This window comes from Hungatella hathewayi WAL-18680 (genome assembly GCF_000235505.1).
Taxonomy (GTDB): domain Bacteria; phylum Bacillota; class Clostridia; order Lachnospirales; family Lachnospiraceae; genus Hungatella_A; species Hungatella_A hathewayi_A.
In genome coordinates, this window is the sequence record NZ_JH379027.1 from 527,827 (window position 1) to 543,145 (window position 15,319).

The 15,319-nt window shown below is 52.0% G+C and carries 8 protein-coding genes; 4 read left to right on the forward strand and 4 right to left on the reverse strand.

Annotation, left to right across the window (positions count from 1 at the left end; all coding sequences use genetic code 11):
• The first annotated feature begins 174 nt into the window (after window positions 1-174).
• Window positions 175-4,779, forward strand: coding sequence for an S-layer homology domain-containing protein (locus tag HMPREF9473_RS02520; RefSeq protein ID WP_242830765.1), 4,605 nt, complete (start codon window positions 175-177; stop codon window positions 4,777-4,779).
• A gap of 24 nt (window positions 4,780-4,803) precedes the next feature.
• Here the strand turns inward: HMPREF9473_RS02520 and HMPREF9473_RS02525 are convergent, their stop codons facing one another.
• The 4 genes from HMPREF9473_RS02525 to HMPREF9473_RS02540 form a co-directional block, all read right to left on the reverse strand.
• A complete protein-coding gene (locus tag HMPREF9473_RS02525; RefSeq protein ID WP_006778483.1) occupies window positions 4,804-6,786 on the reverse strand; it encodes a sensor histidine kinase in 1,983 nt (660 codons plus the stop codon).
• A 3-nt stretch (window positions 6,787-6,789) separates the two neighbouring features.
• A complete protein-coding gene (locus HMPREF9473_RS02530; protein WP_138669844.1) occupies window positions 6,790-8,787 on the reverse strand; it encodes a hypothetical protein in 1,998 nt (665 codons plus the stop codon).
• Window positions 8,788-9,144: 357 nt separating this feature from the next.
• Window positions 9,145-10,458: a sensor histidine kinase gene (locus HMPREF9473_RS02535; RefSeq protein WP_006778485.1), complete on the reverse strand. Its 1,314-nt coding sequence runs from the start codon at window positions 10,456-10,458 to the stop codon at window positions 9,145-9,147.
• Entirely contained in the window at window positions 10,451-11,131 is a 681-nt protein-coding gene (locus tag HMPREF9473_RS02540; RefSeq protein ID WP_006778486.1) for a response regulator transcription factor, read from the reverse strand. The genes HMPREF9473_RS02535 and HMPREF9473_RS02540 overlap by 8 nt, the downstream gene beginning before the upstream one ends.
• A gap of 173 nt (window positions 11,132-11,304) precedes the next feature.
• Here HMPREF9473_RS02540 and HMPREF9473_RS02545 point away from each other — a divergent pair, with 173 nt between their 5' ends.
• The 3 genes from HMPREF9473_RS02545 to HMPREF9473_RS02555 are packed head-to-tail and all read left to right on the forward strand — an operon-like array spanning window position 11,305 to window position 15,312.
• Window positions 11,305-13,584, forward strand: coding sequence for a hypothetical protein (locus tag HMPREF9473_RS02545; protein WP_006778487.1), 2,280 nt, complete (start codon window positions 11,305-11,307; stop codon window positions 13,582-13,584).
• On the forward strand, window positions 13,574-14,470 hold the full coding sequence (locus HMPREF9473_RS02550) for a carbohydrate ABC transporter permease (RefSeq protein WP_006778488.1): 897 nt from the start codon (window positions 13,574-13,576) through the stop codon (window positions 14,468-14,470). Before HMPREF9473_RS02545 ends, HMPREF9473_RS02550 begins: the two co-directional genes overlap by 11 nt.
• Window positions 14,467-15,312, forward strand: a complete 846-nt coding sequence (locus tag HMPREF9473_RS02555) for a carbohydrate ABC transporter permease (protein WP_006778489.1) — start codon at window positions 14,467-14,469, stop codon at window positions 15,310-15,312. The genes HMPREF9473_RS02550 and HMPREF9473_RS02555 overlap by 4 nt, the downstream gene beginning before the upstream one ends.
• The last annotated feature ends 7 nt before the right edge of the window (window positions 15,313-15,319 follow it).

Here is a 15,319-nt window from a genome sequence, read left to right on the forward strand (position 1 = left end):
GGCAGATAGCAGGAATACTGACTGCCTGTATGATGGTGACGATGATGCCTGTATCTTCCCTGGCGGCAACAACACCTAAAATACAGGGGGGGGGGTATATATAGAGATAATCTAAAAAAGGACAACCGTGTATGCGGCCATGTTCATGATGAGGGCTGCGGCTATATAGAAGCCGTGGAGGGTACTCCTTGTTCTCATGAAAATGAGGACGGTACCTACACCTGCACTCTTGGTGCAGACAGCGATGGTATGGGAGTCAACAAGGCAACTCCCAACGATGCGGCCTATGTATGTGACCACAGCGATGGCTGCGGTTATATGGAGGAGGTGAAGGAAGTTCCCTGCACTCATTCCTGCGAGCTGTGCGAAAGTACGCCTTTGGAAACGCCACCTGCGGAAAAGCCGTCGGCAGGAAATCCACCCCAAAAAAATGAGATGGCTAAAGATACCGCCTATGATAGAGTTGTAGCGCTGTTTAAAGCGCTGCCTTCAGCGGACAGTATCACAGAAAAAACTACGGAAGAGCGGAAGGATAAGCTGACAGCACAGATAACCGCCGCTATGGACGCTCTTGAGGACTTAAGTGACGATGATTATGCGAGATTTACCGGAGAACATGACGATTTATTAATAGCGGCAGCTGCGCTTCAAGCGGTGATTGCCGGAACGGTTGCAAGGACGCTGGCGGAGGGGCCTATGCCAACAGCGGAAAAAATTGGTATGGTCAACTACGTTTTTGCCAACGGTTCACCCTTGATTTTAGCGGCCGGCTCCACGGATACCAGTAAAACTGTTATTTACATAGACCAGAATGGCAACGGGGAGATTGACAGTGGTGATATCATCTTTAACCCCAATATGGGTGATGCCACAGATGGTACCGTGGCAGGCAACAATCTTAAAAGCTGGTACATCTTTGGAGGCTGCCGGGATGACAATGTAGACGGAGACATACAGCTTACCATGCTGGGTGGAGAAGTGAGCTACCTTTTCGGTGGCGGCTATGCCATGGGGGCCGATGCTGCTGTCAGCGGCAGCACATCCGTCAATGTTCTGGGAGGCAAAGTGTTGTACTTGTACGGTGGCGGCAAGGGCAGAAGCGGCCACATCAGTTCTACTGGTTCCACCGACGTATACATAGGGTCTGACGCCACGGTGAGGAATGGCTACGGCGGTGGTGAGAATACTGTGCTCAAAGGAGACACTATTGTCACCGTGGAAGGTACTGTTATCGGTGTAGTTTGCGGCGGCGATAGCGGTGATGGTACTGTGGAGGGGGATACCCAAGTCACGCTTAAACACGGGGCAAGGGTGGGCAGCGTCTGCGGTGGTGGCAGCTTAAATATCGGTACCGTGGAGGGCAGTACTTTTGTTACCATTGAATCTGGAGCCATTGTAGATAGCACAGGCGGAGATGGAATTGGTGTCATAGGCGGCGGCTTCAACACTGTAAGCGGCAGGACCAACGTGACCATTGCAGGTACCGTGGTTGGAGAAGTTTATGGTGGCGGAAGCGGACCAGTGGCTCAGGGAACCAGCGTTATTCTCCAGAGTGGTGCAAGAGTGAGCGGCAAAGGAGCCGGTGTATATGGAGGGGGTCTTGAAGGTACTGTTACTGGTGGTACTTCCGTTATCATCAAGGCTGGCGCTATGGTGGATATTACGTACAGCGGCATGTATGGTGGCGTCTTCGGCGGCGGCTGGACGGCGGTGGATGGCGGTACTTCCGTCACCATCGATGGAGAGGTTACTGGCAGCGTGTATGGTGGTGGCTATCTCGGTACTGTTACCGGCGACATTTCCGTCACCATTGGCAGCGGGGCTAAGATTGGGAATAGTGCTGATGGCAATGGAGTTATCATCAACGGCAGCTCAGGGAATCCGGCTAACGGCGTGAGCAGTATCTCTATTGCCAAAGATAACCATCTGTCTGATGATGCAGAAGTGTACGTTGTCCTGCCTGCTGGTTATGCCGCTGGAGGTACCATCGCTACTGGGGCCGTGCGGGAGGACACTGGCAGGATTAAGCTCACCGGCGACGGTGCGGCGGACAAGGTGGCATACTTTGAAAATGGCGAGATTAAGGCGGGGACACCCCCTGTTGCTATTCCCCTTGTAGTGGATGAAAAAAACATCTGTGCTAACGGATGTGAACTTAAATTGGAGGAAGGCACCGGAGGAGTCGGAACAGTCTATACCGTTGTGAAGTACCGCCCGATGGGGTCAGAAGATGAAAACGACTATCAGATACTGAACATCAACGGTGCCATCGGCAGCAATGACGCCACTGGCTATGACCTCACCGCTTATACTCTTTACGGTGGAAAAAACAGCCAAAATTTGATAGACAATACCAGTGTCATCATGACCGGCGGCCAGGTAGATACCATCTACGGCGGCAGTCATTCTGGCAATGTGAATTTGACCGGCAACACAAAAGTCACCATGACTGGCGGACAGGTAAACTATATTTACGGCGGCGGGAACAATGCCAAGGTCACCGGCAACGCCAAAATCTCTGTTATGGAATCGGCCAAGGTAGCAGGCAGTATCTACGGAGGCGGCAGTGATGGCGGAACCGTCAGCGGCAATGCTGTCATTACCGTAGGCGGTGCCGTTGAGATTGGCGGTGCGGGTATGGGTGTGGTCATAAACGGTGGCGCGGAAACACTAGTCACCAACGGTGTGGACAGCTTCGTGATTAGTGGCGGCCTTACTGGAGCAGATGGCAGTGTGTGTGTAATCTTGCCCGAAGGCATTGAAGACGGTAAAGTAATTGCCACGAAGGCGGCAGCGGACGACACCAGCAAAATCAAATTGGACGGCCCCGGCGCTGTTGGTAATACAGCGGAATTTAACAGTTCTGACAACACTATCATCGTAAAATCGTCCACCACGCTCACTGATGCGCAAAAGATAGCTTTGGTGAAAAGCTCCATTGAAACAGCACTTAAGAACCTGGCAGTCACAAACGCCACTACCGCCCAGAATATTCTCGATGCGGCTAAAGCGGCGACACTGCACGGCGTAGCTGTGGCCTGGGACAGCACAAACAGTTTTGGCAAGACGGAGGCGACCAAAGCAGCTGTTGGAGTAATCACAGGCACGCTGAAGCTGACACTTAACAGCGAGAGCGGTACCATTGCAATAAACAAATCCATTGCAAAACTGCCAGGTGGCGATTCATCGGACAGCGGTTCATCAAATGGAGGCTCGTCAGGCGGCGGCTCATCAAGCAGTGGTTCATCCGCTGAAACCAGGCCGGGTGATCCTATTGAGAGCGAAATTAAGATAAACGGTACAGTGGACGGGGCTGGCAGTTTCAAGGCAGAACTTTCACAGAAAGCCGTAGAGGATGCCATTAAAAAGGCGGAGGAAGAGATTCGGAAAAAAGGCAGCTTGAATAACGGAATCACCCTTGTGCTGAATATCAACACAGGTGGTGGAAGCGCAGGCAGTGTAAGCGTTAACCTGCCAAAGGTGACGCAGGAAACCATCATCAGTAATAAGGTTGTAAACACCGTGCTTGTGGTGGATAATCCCAGTATCAGAATAGACATGAATCTGGCGGCTGTCACCGAAATACACAGACAGGCACAGGCCGATGTGAACATCACAGCCACACGGCAGGACAACAGCAGGCTGGCCGGAGCGACGAAAACAGCAATCGGAAACCGCCCTGTCTTTGACCTGAAGGCAGACTACGGCAGTGGTAAGCAGGTGACAGAGTTCGGAACAGGCAGTGTAAACGTGGCTATTCCTTACACCTTGCAATCCGGTGAGACGTCAGGCGGCGTCTGTGCAGTTTATGTGGACAGTAATGGGAATGTGAATTATCTCACAAACTCCGCTTATGACAGTGCCAATAAGACATTGCGCTTCACTACTTCTCATTTTTCGACTTATGGCATCGGATACAAGGCCTTGTCAGGTTTTAGTGACACGGCCAGCCACTGGGCAGAAGAGAATATTCAGTTTGTGGTAAATCGTGGCCTGCTAGATGGCACGGGCCGTACCACCTTCAGTCCTGACACCGCCATAACGAGAGGAATGATTGTGACAGCCCTCGGCAGACTGGCGGGAGTAGATGTAAGCGGATACAAGACAAGCAGCTTTACCGATGTAAAAGCAGATGCTTACTACATGGGCTATGTGGAATGGGCCAGCCAAAGCGGAATATTAAGCGGTACAGGCGCTGCTACCTATGCTCCCGACTCGGCCATCTCCCGTGAGCAGATGGCTGTGGTACTGGCTAACTATGCGCGAACCATCGGCTATTCTCTACCCAGGGTCCACACGGAAATCACCTTTGCCGATACCACGAATATCTCATCTTGGGCAAAGGATTCCGTAAAAACTATGCAGATGGCAGGCATTATAGCCAGCAAGGACGCCAACAAGTTTGAGCCACAGAGTGCCGCCACCAGAGCTGAAGCATCCGCAACGCTCCGCCGCTTCATAGAGCGGATGATGGGTACCTCCACCACCCAAGGCTGGATGCAGAATGACAGCGGCCAGTGGATGTACTATATAAACGGCAGCCCCATAAAGGGCCAGACAAGAGAGATAGATGGCGTCCCATATACATTTGACAATCACGGCATAACGCCGGACTATTCAAAGAAAAAAATGCGCCTTACCCATACGGTAAAAACGGGTGACAACTTATGGAAGATTGCACGGGAATACAACGTTGATATACAAATGCTGGCACAAATCAACGGCAAGAGTGTAACCTCCACGATTCATCCCGGCGAGGTATTGAAGATACCGCAGTAACCCTAAAACAGACCGCCTCGGAACTTATACACAAGTTCCGAGGCGGTCTGTTTTGTCTTCCGTAATCATGAGTACCTGCACGGTAAACCAGTGTGGATTGTCAGTGCCTTCTTCCGTGTGAAACCATAAATCTCCGCTGTATTTTTCAACAACAGAGCGGACGGAGGAGAGACCGATTCCGTGGGGAACTGTATCTTTGTCCATATCCTTGCTGGAGTGAAATGTCTCACCGTTGGGAACTCGTTTTCCAGTATAGGTATTTTTGATTTCAATTGCGATACTGCCGTCGGTGGATGCCATGGATACGGATATCCTGCGGTCGGGAGCGGGGACGGGGATGGTGGCTTCCAATGCATTTTCTAAAAGATTCCCCAGGATGACACATAAATCCTCCTCCGGGATTCCCGGCTGTTCGGGGAGGGAGGCGTGGATGGTCATGGGGATTTGCTGCTCCTCCGCTTTGGAATAGTAGTAGCGTAGCAAAACATCCACGTGGTAGGCGCTGCAAAAGGTAAGGGGCGAGGCGGTCAGGGCGCTGCCGGTGAGCTTGTCCAGATACTGGGCGGCCGATTCCGCATTTCCATCTTTTAAAAGAGCAGATAGCTGGGTGAGATGATGACGGATATCGTGGCGCATGACGCGGATGGTTTCAATCTGCGATGCCAGTTCCGTGTAGTGCTTTTTCTGCATGGCAATCTGCTCCTCCATATGGCGTTTCTGCTGAGTGAGGATGAGTTGTTTCTGGTAAAGTCTTGCGGAGTCGCGAAGCAGCAGGAAACTCAGTATCAATACAAACAGAAAACCGGCAATCTCCGAAAACCAGCCCAGCCGGCTGGGCTCAAAACCGGGGTACAGTCTGTCGGCGGCCAGGGAGGAGGCGAAAATGGTGACGGCGATCAAGAGAATATCGCTGTCGGACTCGGATTCCCGATCCCCACTTTCACTGTGATACTTCGCCCAGAACGCCATACCAAGAAGATATAGGGCGCAGACTGCCTTATAAATCCCGGCAATCCGGGAAAACAGCGCCATGTCCCGGTAGGAGAGAGACGGGGCCGCGAGAGATACCGCCAGGGCCGCAAACGGAAACAGAGCAGCCAGACAGGAAGCCGCCGTGATATAACGGCTCTTTCTGCCACATAAATCAGGAACCAGAAGGAGGGGCAGTCCGTATACGGCATACCGGCAAAAGATTTCCAGGTTGTAAAATGGCACAATAGCGGTAGTCGTCAGCCGGTGAAGCGCGGGAGAACACACGGAGCCGGCGAAGGCCAGACAAATCAGCCCCGACAGCAACGAGTGGCGGTTCCTGAGCGTTATGGCAAGTGCCAGCTGAAAGATGCCAAGGAGCAGAGCCAGCGCTGTCGCCGACAGGCTGATAGCAAATCTCTGGTCCAGCAGGGAAGTAACCGCGGACGGAGTGCCGAAAGCCGGCGGGTAGACCAGCCCGCCGTACAGATGGGACCAGTCTGAGACGGCCAGCAAAAGCTCCATATCTCCACTGCCCTCAAAGGTGAGTGAGCCGGCGCGTAGGGCAGGCCGGTACTGGTCTCTGTCAGGATTTCCCTGGGAAGCCATCAACCGGCCGTCGATGTACAGACGGTAGGACGAGTAGATTTCCGGGAGCTCCAGTGTATAGGAGGCAGGTGTGTCCGGCAGGGACAGAAGAAGGCGGTAGGTGGCACTCCCATGAGGGGAGGCGTTCGCATCGCCGGCTTCCATCCCGCCGTACTGCCCGATGAAAATATAGTCATCCGGAAGCGGTGCATCCTCCTGAAAATCCTCCGGAGTGAGAAGCTTCTGACGATAATATTCCCACCCGTTAATCAGATAGACAACGGGGAACTGCTCCGGCTCATAGAACAGAATGCCATTGATTGGCTGTGGTGTCTGGAGCCGGTACTTGTTGTCCAGCCGGTAAACCAGGGTAAAAAGTCCCATGGAACATAAAAAGGAGAGAACGAGGATAAAAAGGCGGGTAAACAGCTGTTTCGTTGTCGGTTTCACTATCTATCTCCTCCTCTTTTTCATCCGGCCACGCAGTACGAAAATGCCGGCGGCAGGGACACATATGCCTGGGAGACAAAGCACCAGGATGGTTCTGAGTCTGGCGGCTTGGCCGGTTGCTGACGCGGATACAGAACCATTGGTAGGCTCCGGCGCTGCTGCCATTGGAAGCTCGACGACAGAGTCGCCAGCAAAGGCACGCTCAGCGATGGTAAAGGTTCCGGTCTCCTCCAGAGTAAAGACAAGAGAAGAGTCCTGATACACTGCTGTTGTCAGCACCTCTCCGTCCTGATTTCTGATTTCCAGAACAGCATTTTCGCTGTCCGCTTTCCAGGGCACGGTGATGGTCAATGGGGGCAGTTCCGAAAGAGCCAGTCCATTCATGGTAAATGCCACAAATATCTTGTCATCATCCAAAGGCTGAAGTTCTGCCTTAAAGTAATTATCTTCCGTGATATCGGAGAAAAATCCAGTGTTTGTCGGTATCTCCAGCCGCATCCTGTGTTTGGTGAAAAGAAGTGGCTGGTCTGGGTTTCGCTCCATCTGCTTTAAGATACGCCGCCCGGATAAAATAGTATAATCAGCGGTATCCGATTCCTGAAAAGAGGAAGGAGTATCTGAGGTGGAAATGTCTCTGCCTGTATTAGCCGCATCAAATGGAGATGCCTGTAAGGGAGCCTTTTCCCCCATTTTCATCTCCATATCTATATCCGTGTTCGTTTCGGTACCTGTCTCCATCTCCGGCTGCTCAGATAACAGTTCCGAAATTGCCATAACAGCCGGGTATCCAGGTCCATAGCCGAATTCGCCGGAAGTTTGAGTATCACCGGAACTACCGGAAGCACCGGCATTTCCCGATGGCCCGGAATGCCCTCCCGATGGTCGGTTCTGGCCGGAACTTACATTGCCAGGTGATGTCTCCGGAGGCAATGTCTCTTCCGGCAACGGCGTCCCAGGCAATGTTTCCTCCGGCAACGGGGAAACGTCAGGTGGCGCAGTAATCACCGGTGGCAGTACCACGCTTGGCGGCGTCTGTTCCTCCCTGTCTCCGCCGTCCCTATCGCCCTCAAAAAGGTCATAGGACAACTGGTCTTCTGTCAGGTAAATTTTTAAAGTGTTGGACATTTCCCCATCATATTCAAGACGGAAGTAGTAAGGTGTTTCAAAAAAAACATTTTCATAATAAAAAATCGTAAAACGCTGGTAAGAATCGGGGTCTATCTGTATAAAATTCTTATTGGTATCCTCCTGCCATTCCCCATCCTCCCCAATCGCATAATATGCCCGCAGCAGTTCCGGCTGCGGCGTCGGTTTCATCCAATACGAGAAAAAATAAAGCCCATGAAATACCGGTGGAGAGAGGGTCAAAGTCTCCGTATCCTGAATAATGACGTTGTATGTAAATGGTGGAAATTCATCGGACAGCAGCAGGCCTTTTGGAAGGTCATTGGTGGCAGTAATCTGGTAGGTACCGGGAGTATCAAAATCAATCGCATGAAAATCCCAGATTAAATCCGTTTCCAGCCAGATATCATGTTCCAGATACAGGTAGGAAACCTGCACGTCATACATGTTATGTTCTAAATCCTCAAGGGAAGCGTGCTGTGGCAGCGTAGCCTGGCCGGTGCGCAGCGCATCCCGGGAAACAACCGGTAGTTCACAGGGAGCATCCTGGGAGTAAAGAAAGACAGGAAGAGCGGTATTCTTCCATTCCGGTTGACAGATAACAGAGCCATCGTCCGGAATCTCCACGATACCCTGAAGATAGGTAAAACCGGTCTGAGAAGTATCCAGAGAATCCAAATCATAACGAATCGGGTAGAACTGGGAGCCGCCGTCACGAAAGCGCGCAAGTGCCCTGGTATAGTCGCTTCTTTCTACTGTATGACGAAGGGTTTCCCGTGCGTTCTGTGTCTCCGCTAGCAGCAGGCTATCCGTATAGGGAAGAATGATTCGCGTTATTTCCCGCTCCATATCTGCTTCCGGCGGACTCGCTGTCATAGCCTCTGCCTGCCCCATGGAGGTCATTTTCGGAAACGGCAGAAAAAGAACCAGGGAAAATAAAATGAAACATAATAGATATTTCAAATAATGTCGTTTCGCATGCATGATTTTTATCCCTCCAAATTGGAATAGGGTGACTGAAAAATCAGTTGATATGTTGATTAAGTGTAACTTTGTGTCGATTAAGTGTAATGCTTCTGACAACAGCAAAAATAAAGGGAAAAAGATTAAGAATATTCTATCTTAACGGTATGGAAATGTCAAAACGATTTTAGATGGTAAATTATGGGAGTCCTGATTGGGCATTAGAAGGGGCTGCCGGACGACAGCCCCTGTTATGTGTGTCATCTAAATTTATATAGGCAGTGTAATCACAAACCTGCTTCCGCCTCCAGGGTTATCCTCCACCCGGATGGTTCCTCCGTGGAGAGACACCAGCTCTCTGGCGATACTTAATCCCAGGCCAAAATGCTCTTTCTTGCTGCGTGAGGAATCCACCCGGTAAAAGCGTTCGAAGATATGGGCCTTGACGTCGTCGGGGATGCCGGGGCCCTGGTCGGTTACCTGGATGTGGATTTGGCGGGGGTGGTGTCTGGTGGGTTTTCCTTGGGAGGAAACTTCTGCTTTCAGGGCGATGGAACGCTCTGACGGGGTGTAGGACAGAGCATTGTCCAGCAGGATGAAAAGCACTTGCTTCAGCCGCTCCTTATCAGCTCTGATGGCCGGCAGGGTTTCATCCGGGAGCTGTAACTGTAGCTTCATATTCTTCTCACGGCAGGTCGGGAGAAATGCCTCATAAGTATCAATCAGCAGCGTGTCCAAATCCGTTTCTTCCATATGAATACTCCAGGTCTGGGCGTCGGTGGACGCCAGGAGCAGCATATCGCTTATGAGCCGTGACATCCGGGCGCACTCGGCGTCCATGGTTCGGAGCAGGGCCTCGCTCTCCTCCGGTTTTGCCTTGATGGCGGCTATGCCGGAGCGGAGAACCGCCAGCGGCGAGCGCAGCTCATGGGAGGCGGAGGCGATGAATTCCGCCTGCTTCTGCCTGCTTTCCTCCACCGGGCGCAGGGACCATCCCACAAATTTCCAACTGATAAGAAAGAGACCGGCGATGCCAAATACATACATGAGACCCAGGTACAGAATCGTTTCCCTCAACATCTGTATGACCGGGGGGATGTAGGAGATAAGACACAGACTCTTCACCCCGTTACCGGTGGAGATGGCCAGCACCATGGCGTAGTACTCCTCCCCTTCATCTCCAGTCAGCGTGATGAGTGAGGTGACATTCATGGAGGAGGAGACTGGCGCGACGGCAGTGTACACGCCCTGCTCCGCCGCCATTTGTTTGACTCTGTCAATCAGAATCTGCCGTTCCGTTCTTGGCGTCCAGGAGCCGGTATATAGGAAAGGAATCCCATTTTCCTCAATATGCAGGATGAGATGTCCGGCGGCTTCCGTCTGGGCCAGCCAGCTGTGGGAGATGGTGGTTCCAAACTGCATCCGGGAGCTGACGTTATTCCAGGTATTCTGAAACTGCTCCAGCTGTCCCCGCTTGGTCTCCTCCATGCGAAACAGCAGAAATCCGGCGACAACCAGGGTCAGGATGCATCCGGTTGTGATGGTGTAGAGCCAGGTCAGGCGTTTTCTCAAAGAATTAAACATGTGCTTCCTCCAGCCGGTATCCGACGCCGTGAACGGTGGTCAGCTTGACCGGCGCGCCGAGAGCTTTCAGCCGGCGGCGCAGAAAATAAATATAATTGTCAAGATTTCCTTCCTCCACCTCGGTATCGGCTCCCCAGATATAGGAGAGAATCAGCAGGCGGGGAAGGGTCTGGTTGGCGTTGCGCATAAAGTATTCAAACAGTGCGGCTTCTTTTTTGGAGAGTGTCACGCTGGTGTCCTGATAGCTGGCCAGGTGCTGCTCCGGATGGAAGGTGATGCCGGCAAAGGTTAAGTCCGGGGAGATTTTCAGCACGCCCGGCCGCCTTGTGACAGCGCGGATGCGGGCCATCAGCTCCTCCACATCAAAGGGTTTCACAATATAGTCGTCCGCCCCGGCATCCAGGCCGTCGATGCGGTCGTGAAGCCCGTCCAGGGCCGTAGCCAGAATCACCGGGGTGAAGATTCCCTTCCGGCGGAGGGCGGACAGCAGGGACATGCCATCCATTTCCGGCAGCATCCGGTCTAAGATTATCACATCGTAAATCTGATTGGACGCGTAGTAAAGTCCTTCGCTTCCCGTATAACACTGGTCTGTCTGATAACCTGCCTGGTTTAAGGTCAGGCAGATATTGTTTGATAAATCGGAATCATCTTCCACTAATAAGATACGCATGTCAGGCAGCTCCTTTTTCGGATTTTCTTCATACTAACAGTTCTTTCCAATAGCATATCATAGAATTCTCTAAATAATCTAAAAAAAATAATTTCAATTTTCCAGTTTTTTTAGAGACCGGTTTGCTATGATGATAGAAAGAAATGGAAACAGAATTGATGGAGGAGACAAGGATGATAAAGTTGAGAAGAATCATGTCAGTGATGCTTGCGGTTGTTCTTGCAGCAGGGGCAATTGCCGGCTGTGGGACGAAAGGCGGAAGCGGGCAGACAGGAGAGACGCCTGTGAAGGAGTCGACTTCCGGGGAAACCCCTAGTGGAGAGACGGCGGCCATGGGGCGTTATAAAGAGGAGGCAGTCAGCCTGCCGGATGAGATGAAAGACGAGTTGTACTATACTGCCTTCCAGGGAAAAGATAACAAGATGGAACTGTATACCGGTAAAAGAAACGAGAATTCGGAAATCGTGGAAATTTGCCGCTATGTTTACGACAATAACTCCTGGGTAAAGGATGAATCTTGGTGGGGAACATCTCTGATGGAGGAAGCCCAGGTGTCGTTTAACAATGTATATTTTGGCCTCGACGGAAATTATTATATGTCAGGCATGGATGGAGATTACAATTTCCATCTGTATCGTGTTGCGGAAGATGGAACTGGGAAAGAGCTGCTGGAGGATGTATTTAAACCGAAGGAGGGAGAGCGCTTTGGTATGATTCCGCGGACCGTTGCCGTGACGGCTGATGGAAATATCCTGTTATACAACTATGACAACTCGCTTCTGTACACCCCGGATGGCAGAAAACTGTTCACCATGATGCAGGATTTCTGGGGAAGTACGGATTTCAAAAATATGTTTGTGGATGGCAATGATTTTGTGACGATTCTGGACGGGGCCGTGGTTCGATACAATCTTCTGGACGGCCAGGTGACGGAGACCATTCCTTACGACGGGCTTCAGGGAAGCGAGAACAGTGGAAGCGCAGTGCTGTTCTCAGATGGGAACGAAGGCATCTATGTGGCAAATGAGATTGGACTGGCCCATGTCAACAAGGGAGGAACCGTCTGGGAGACTCTGATTGACGGCAGCTTAAATTCTATGGGAATGAGAAGCCTGCTTATCAAAACATTTCTGGCAGGCGGCAGTGATGATTATTATGGCTTCTATACGGACCAGCATGGGTTGAATATCATGATGTGCCACTATACCTATGACAAGAACATGGCTTCCGTGCCGCCAGTCACATTGAATGTGTATTCCCTGTATGACAATTCCACGGTGCGCCAGGCGGCGGCTCTGCTTCAGAAAGATAACCCGGATGTACGGGTGGAATTTCGGGCAGCGATTCAGGATGACAGCGGCGCTATGACGGAGGAGGTCATCCGAAGTCTGAATACGGAGCTGCTAAACGGCAAGGGGGCGGATGTGCTGATTCTGGACGGTCTGCCAGTGGACTCCTACATAGAAAAGGGAGTATTGATGGATATGAGGGAGCTATTTGCCCAGATTCAGTTTGAAACGCCATTGTGTACCAATATTCTGGATGGATTTACAGGGGAAGACGGCTCTGTCTATGAAATGCCCGCGCGGGTCGCCATGCCGGCTGCCATGGGCGGGGAGAAGGCGATAGCTGCATTTTCTTCCATGGAGGCCATGGCGTCTTACCAGGGAGAGCATCCGCTGTTGAGTGCGGAGACCTATGAGAATCTGCTCCGGCTGGTCGCCAATATCCAGTATCAGGAACTGTTTGGAAATGGAATAGAGGGACTGAGTGAGGAGCTGCTTCAAAAATACCTTGAGGCGGTAAAAGCCATCGGAGAGAGCAATGGTTCCAGAGTGGAGTTCACGGAGGATGAGATGAATGTGGCTATGGCCAACAACAATGTGGTGCCAAAGGGAATCCGTGGATATGCCATGAGCTATGACAGGGAGATGTCCGATGGAGGACTGGAATATCTGGATTCCATCTTCAGCACGGCCCTGCTCTGGGTGGTTATGGATAAACATCCGGAAGCGAGTTTAGAACCGGTCAACGGCGTTTACTTCCCGTCCAGCATCGTGGGAATTAACCAGGCGACAAAGGTGAAAGAGGCGGCAGAGGAGTTTGTGAGATATCTGTTTAGCACACCGGTACAGAAGGAAAATTTCTATGACGGTTTTCCAGTACAGATGGAGGCACTGGAGTTTTTAAGCACGGATGACAGCAATGCGAATGTGTATTATTCCATCGGTTCCAGTTTTGGGGATTACGAATTGACCGGAGGCTGGCCGTCCAAGGAGAAGTGTGATTATGTGCTGAAAATGATTCCCCAGCTGACCGTGCCGGTGGATGTGGATGAAAATGTGATGGGGATGATTGTCAGTGAATCGAAGGAGTATTTTGAAGGAAAGGAAACGTCTGCCCAGGCTGCGTCGAAAATCAGCCAGAAAATCAGGCTCTACCTTGCAGAGTAGAGGAAGCCGCTATGCCTGGCTGTTCCTCCTGCCAAGTCTTGCCGGGGTCACGGTGTTTGTAGGGCTGCCGTTTCTGGATATTGTGAGGCGTTCCTTCTATGACGCCATGGGGAAACGCTTTGCGGGAATGAAAAATTATAGTACGGTATGGAGCAACCAGGCGTTTCGCCTGGCTGTTTCCAATACCCTGCGGTTTCTGGCCGTGTGTCTCCCTTTGCTGCTGCTGGCCTCGTTTGTGCTGGCGCTGTTCGTGTACCGGGGAGATACGAAGCATGGCGTGTTCAAGACCAGTCTTGTGCTTCCCATGGCTATCCCGGTGGCCAGCATGGTGCTGGTGTGGAAGATGATCTTCTGCCCGGACGGGGTGCTGAACCAGTTCCTGTCGGGGATAAGCGGCCAGGTGTGGGAGCTGGACTGGGTGAGAGGCGAGACGTCCTTTGGCGTGCTGGCCGTCACCTATCTGTGGAAAAATGCCGGATATGACATGCTGCTGTGGCTGGCCGGAATGAGCGCCATCCCGGAGAGTCTCTATGAGGCGGCCCGGGTGGACGGGGCGGGAGGTTTTGACAATCTGCGCTATATCACCATCCCTATGCTGAGAGGAACCTTTGGGCTGGTGCTGATCCTGTCCGTGGTCAATTCCTTCCGGGTCTACCGGGAAGCCTATCTGCTCGCGGGCTCCTATCCCTCCGACACGATTTATCTGATTCCCCATCTGTTCAGCAACTGGTTTCTGAAACTGGATGTGCAGAAAATGAGTACGGCGGCGGTGATGATGACGGCGGTGTCCGTGATTCTGGCGCTGGCGGTTAACTGGGGGAGGAATAGAGTGGGAAAAGGAATAGGGAGAAGGAGAAGGAGAAGAGTAGGAAGGAGAGCAGGATGAGAAAATGGCGGTGGTTTAAAACAGGCATCCTGGTCAGCCTCTGTCTGCTGGTGTGGCTGCCGGTTCTGATGCTGGCCGCCGCCTCCCTGATGCCGGAGGATGAGCTTTTGTGGCGCTATCTGTCGCCTCTCGGCGTGGGGCGTGACCGGGTGAGAGCGGCGCTGCTGCCGTCTTACCCGTCGTTTCAGGCGTTTGCGGAGCTGTTGTTCAAGTCGCCGGGATTTTTTGTCATGTTCTGGAATTCCTGCATCCAGGTGTTTCCGATGCTGATGGGTCAGCTGCTTGTGGGAGCGCCGGCGGCGTGGGCATTTTCCAGATATACGTTTAAGGGGAAAAAGGGGTTATTTTTCCTGTATGTGCTGTTGATGATTCTGCCGTTTCAGGTGACCCAGGTGTCCAATTATCTGGTGTTGGACCGGCTGGGAATTTTAAATACCCATCTGGCGCTGATTTTGCCGGGAATCTGGTCTACCATGCCTGTTTTTATCATGACGAAATCCTTTGAGACCATTCCCCAGGCGCTGGTGGAGGCGGCTTATCTGGACGGAGCAGGGGAAATTCAGGCGTTTTGGCATATCGGGATTCCGGCCGGATATCCGGGAATCGTGACAGCCCTGCTGCTCAGTTTTCTGGATGGCTGGAATTCCCTGGAGCAGCCGATAGCCTACTTAAAAGATATGTCGCTGTGGCCGCTGTCCCTCTATCTGCCCAATATCACGGTGGATAAGGCGGCGGTGGCGTTTGCGGCCGGGATGATTATGCTGCTGCCGTCGGTGCTTTTGTATTTAAACGGACAGACGTACCTGGAACAGGGGCTTGCGGCTTCCGGGATGAAGGAATAAAAACAGA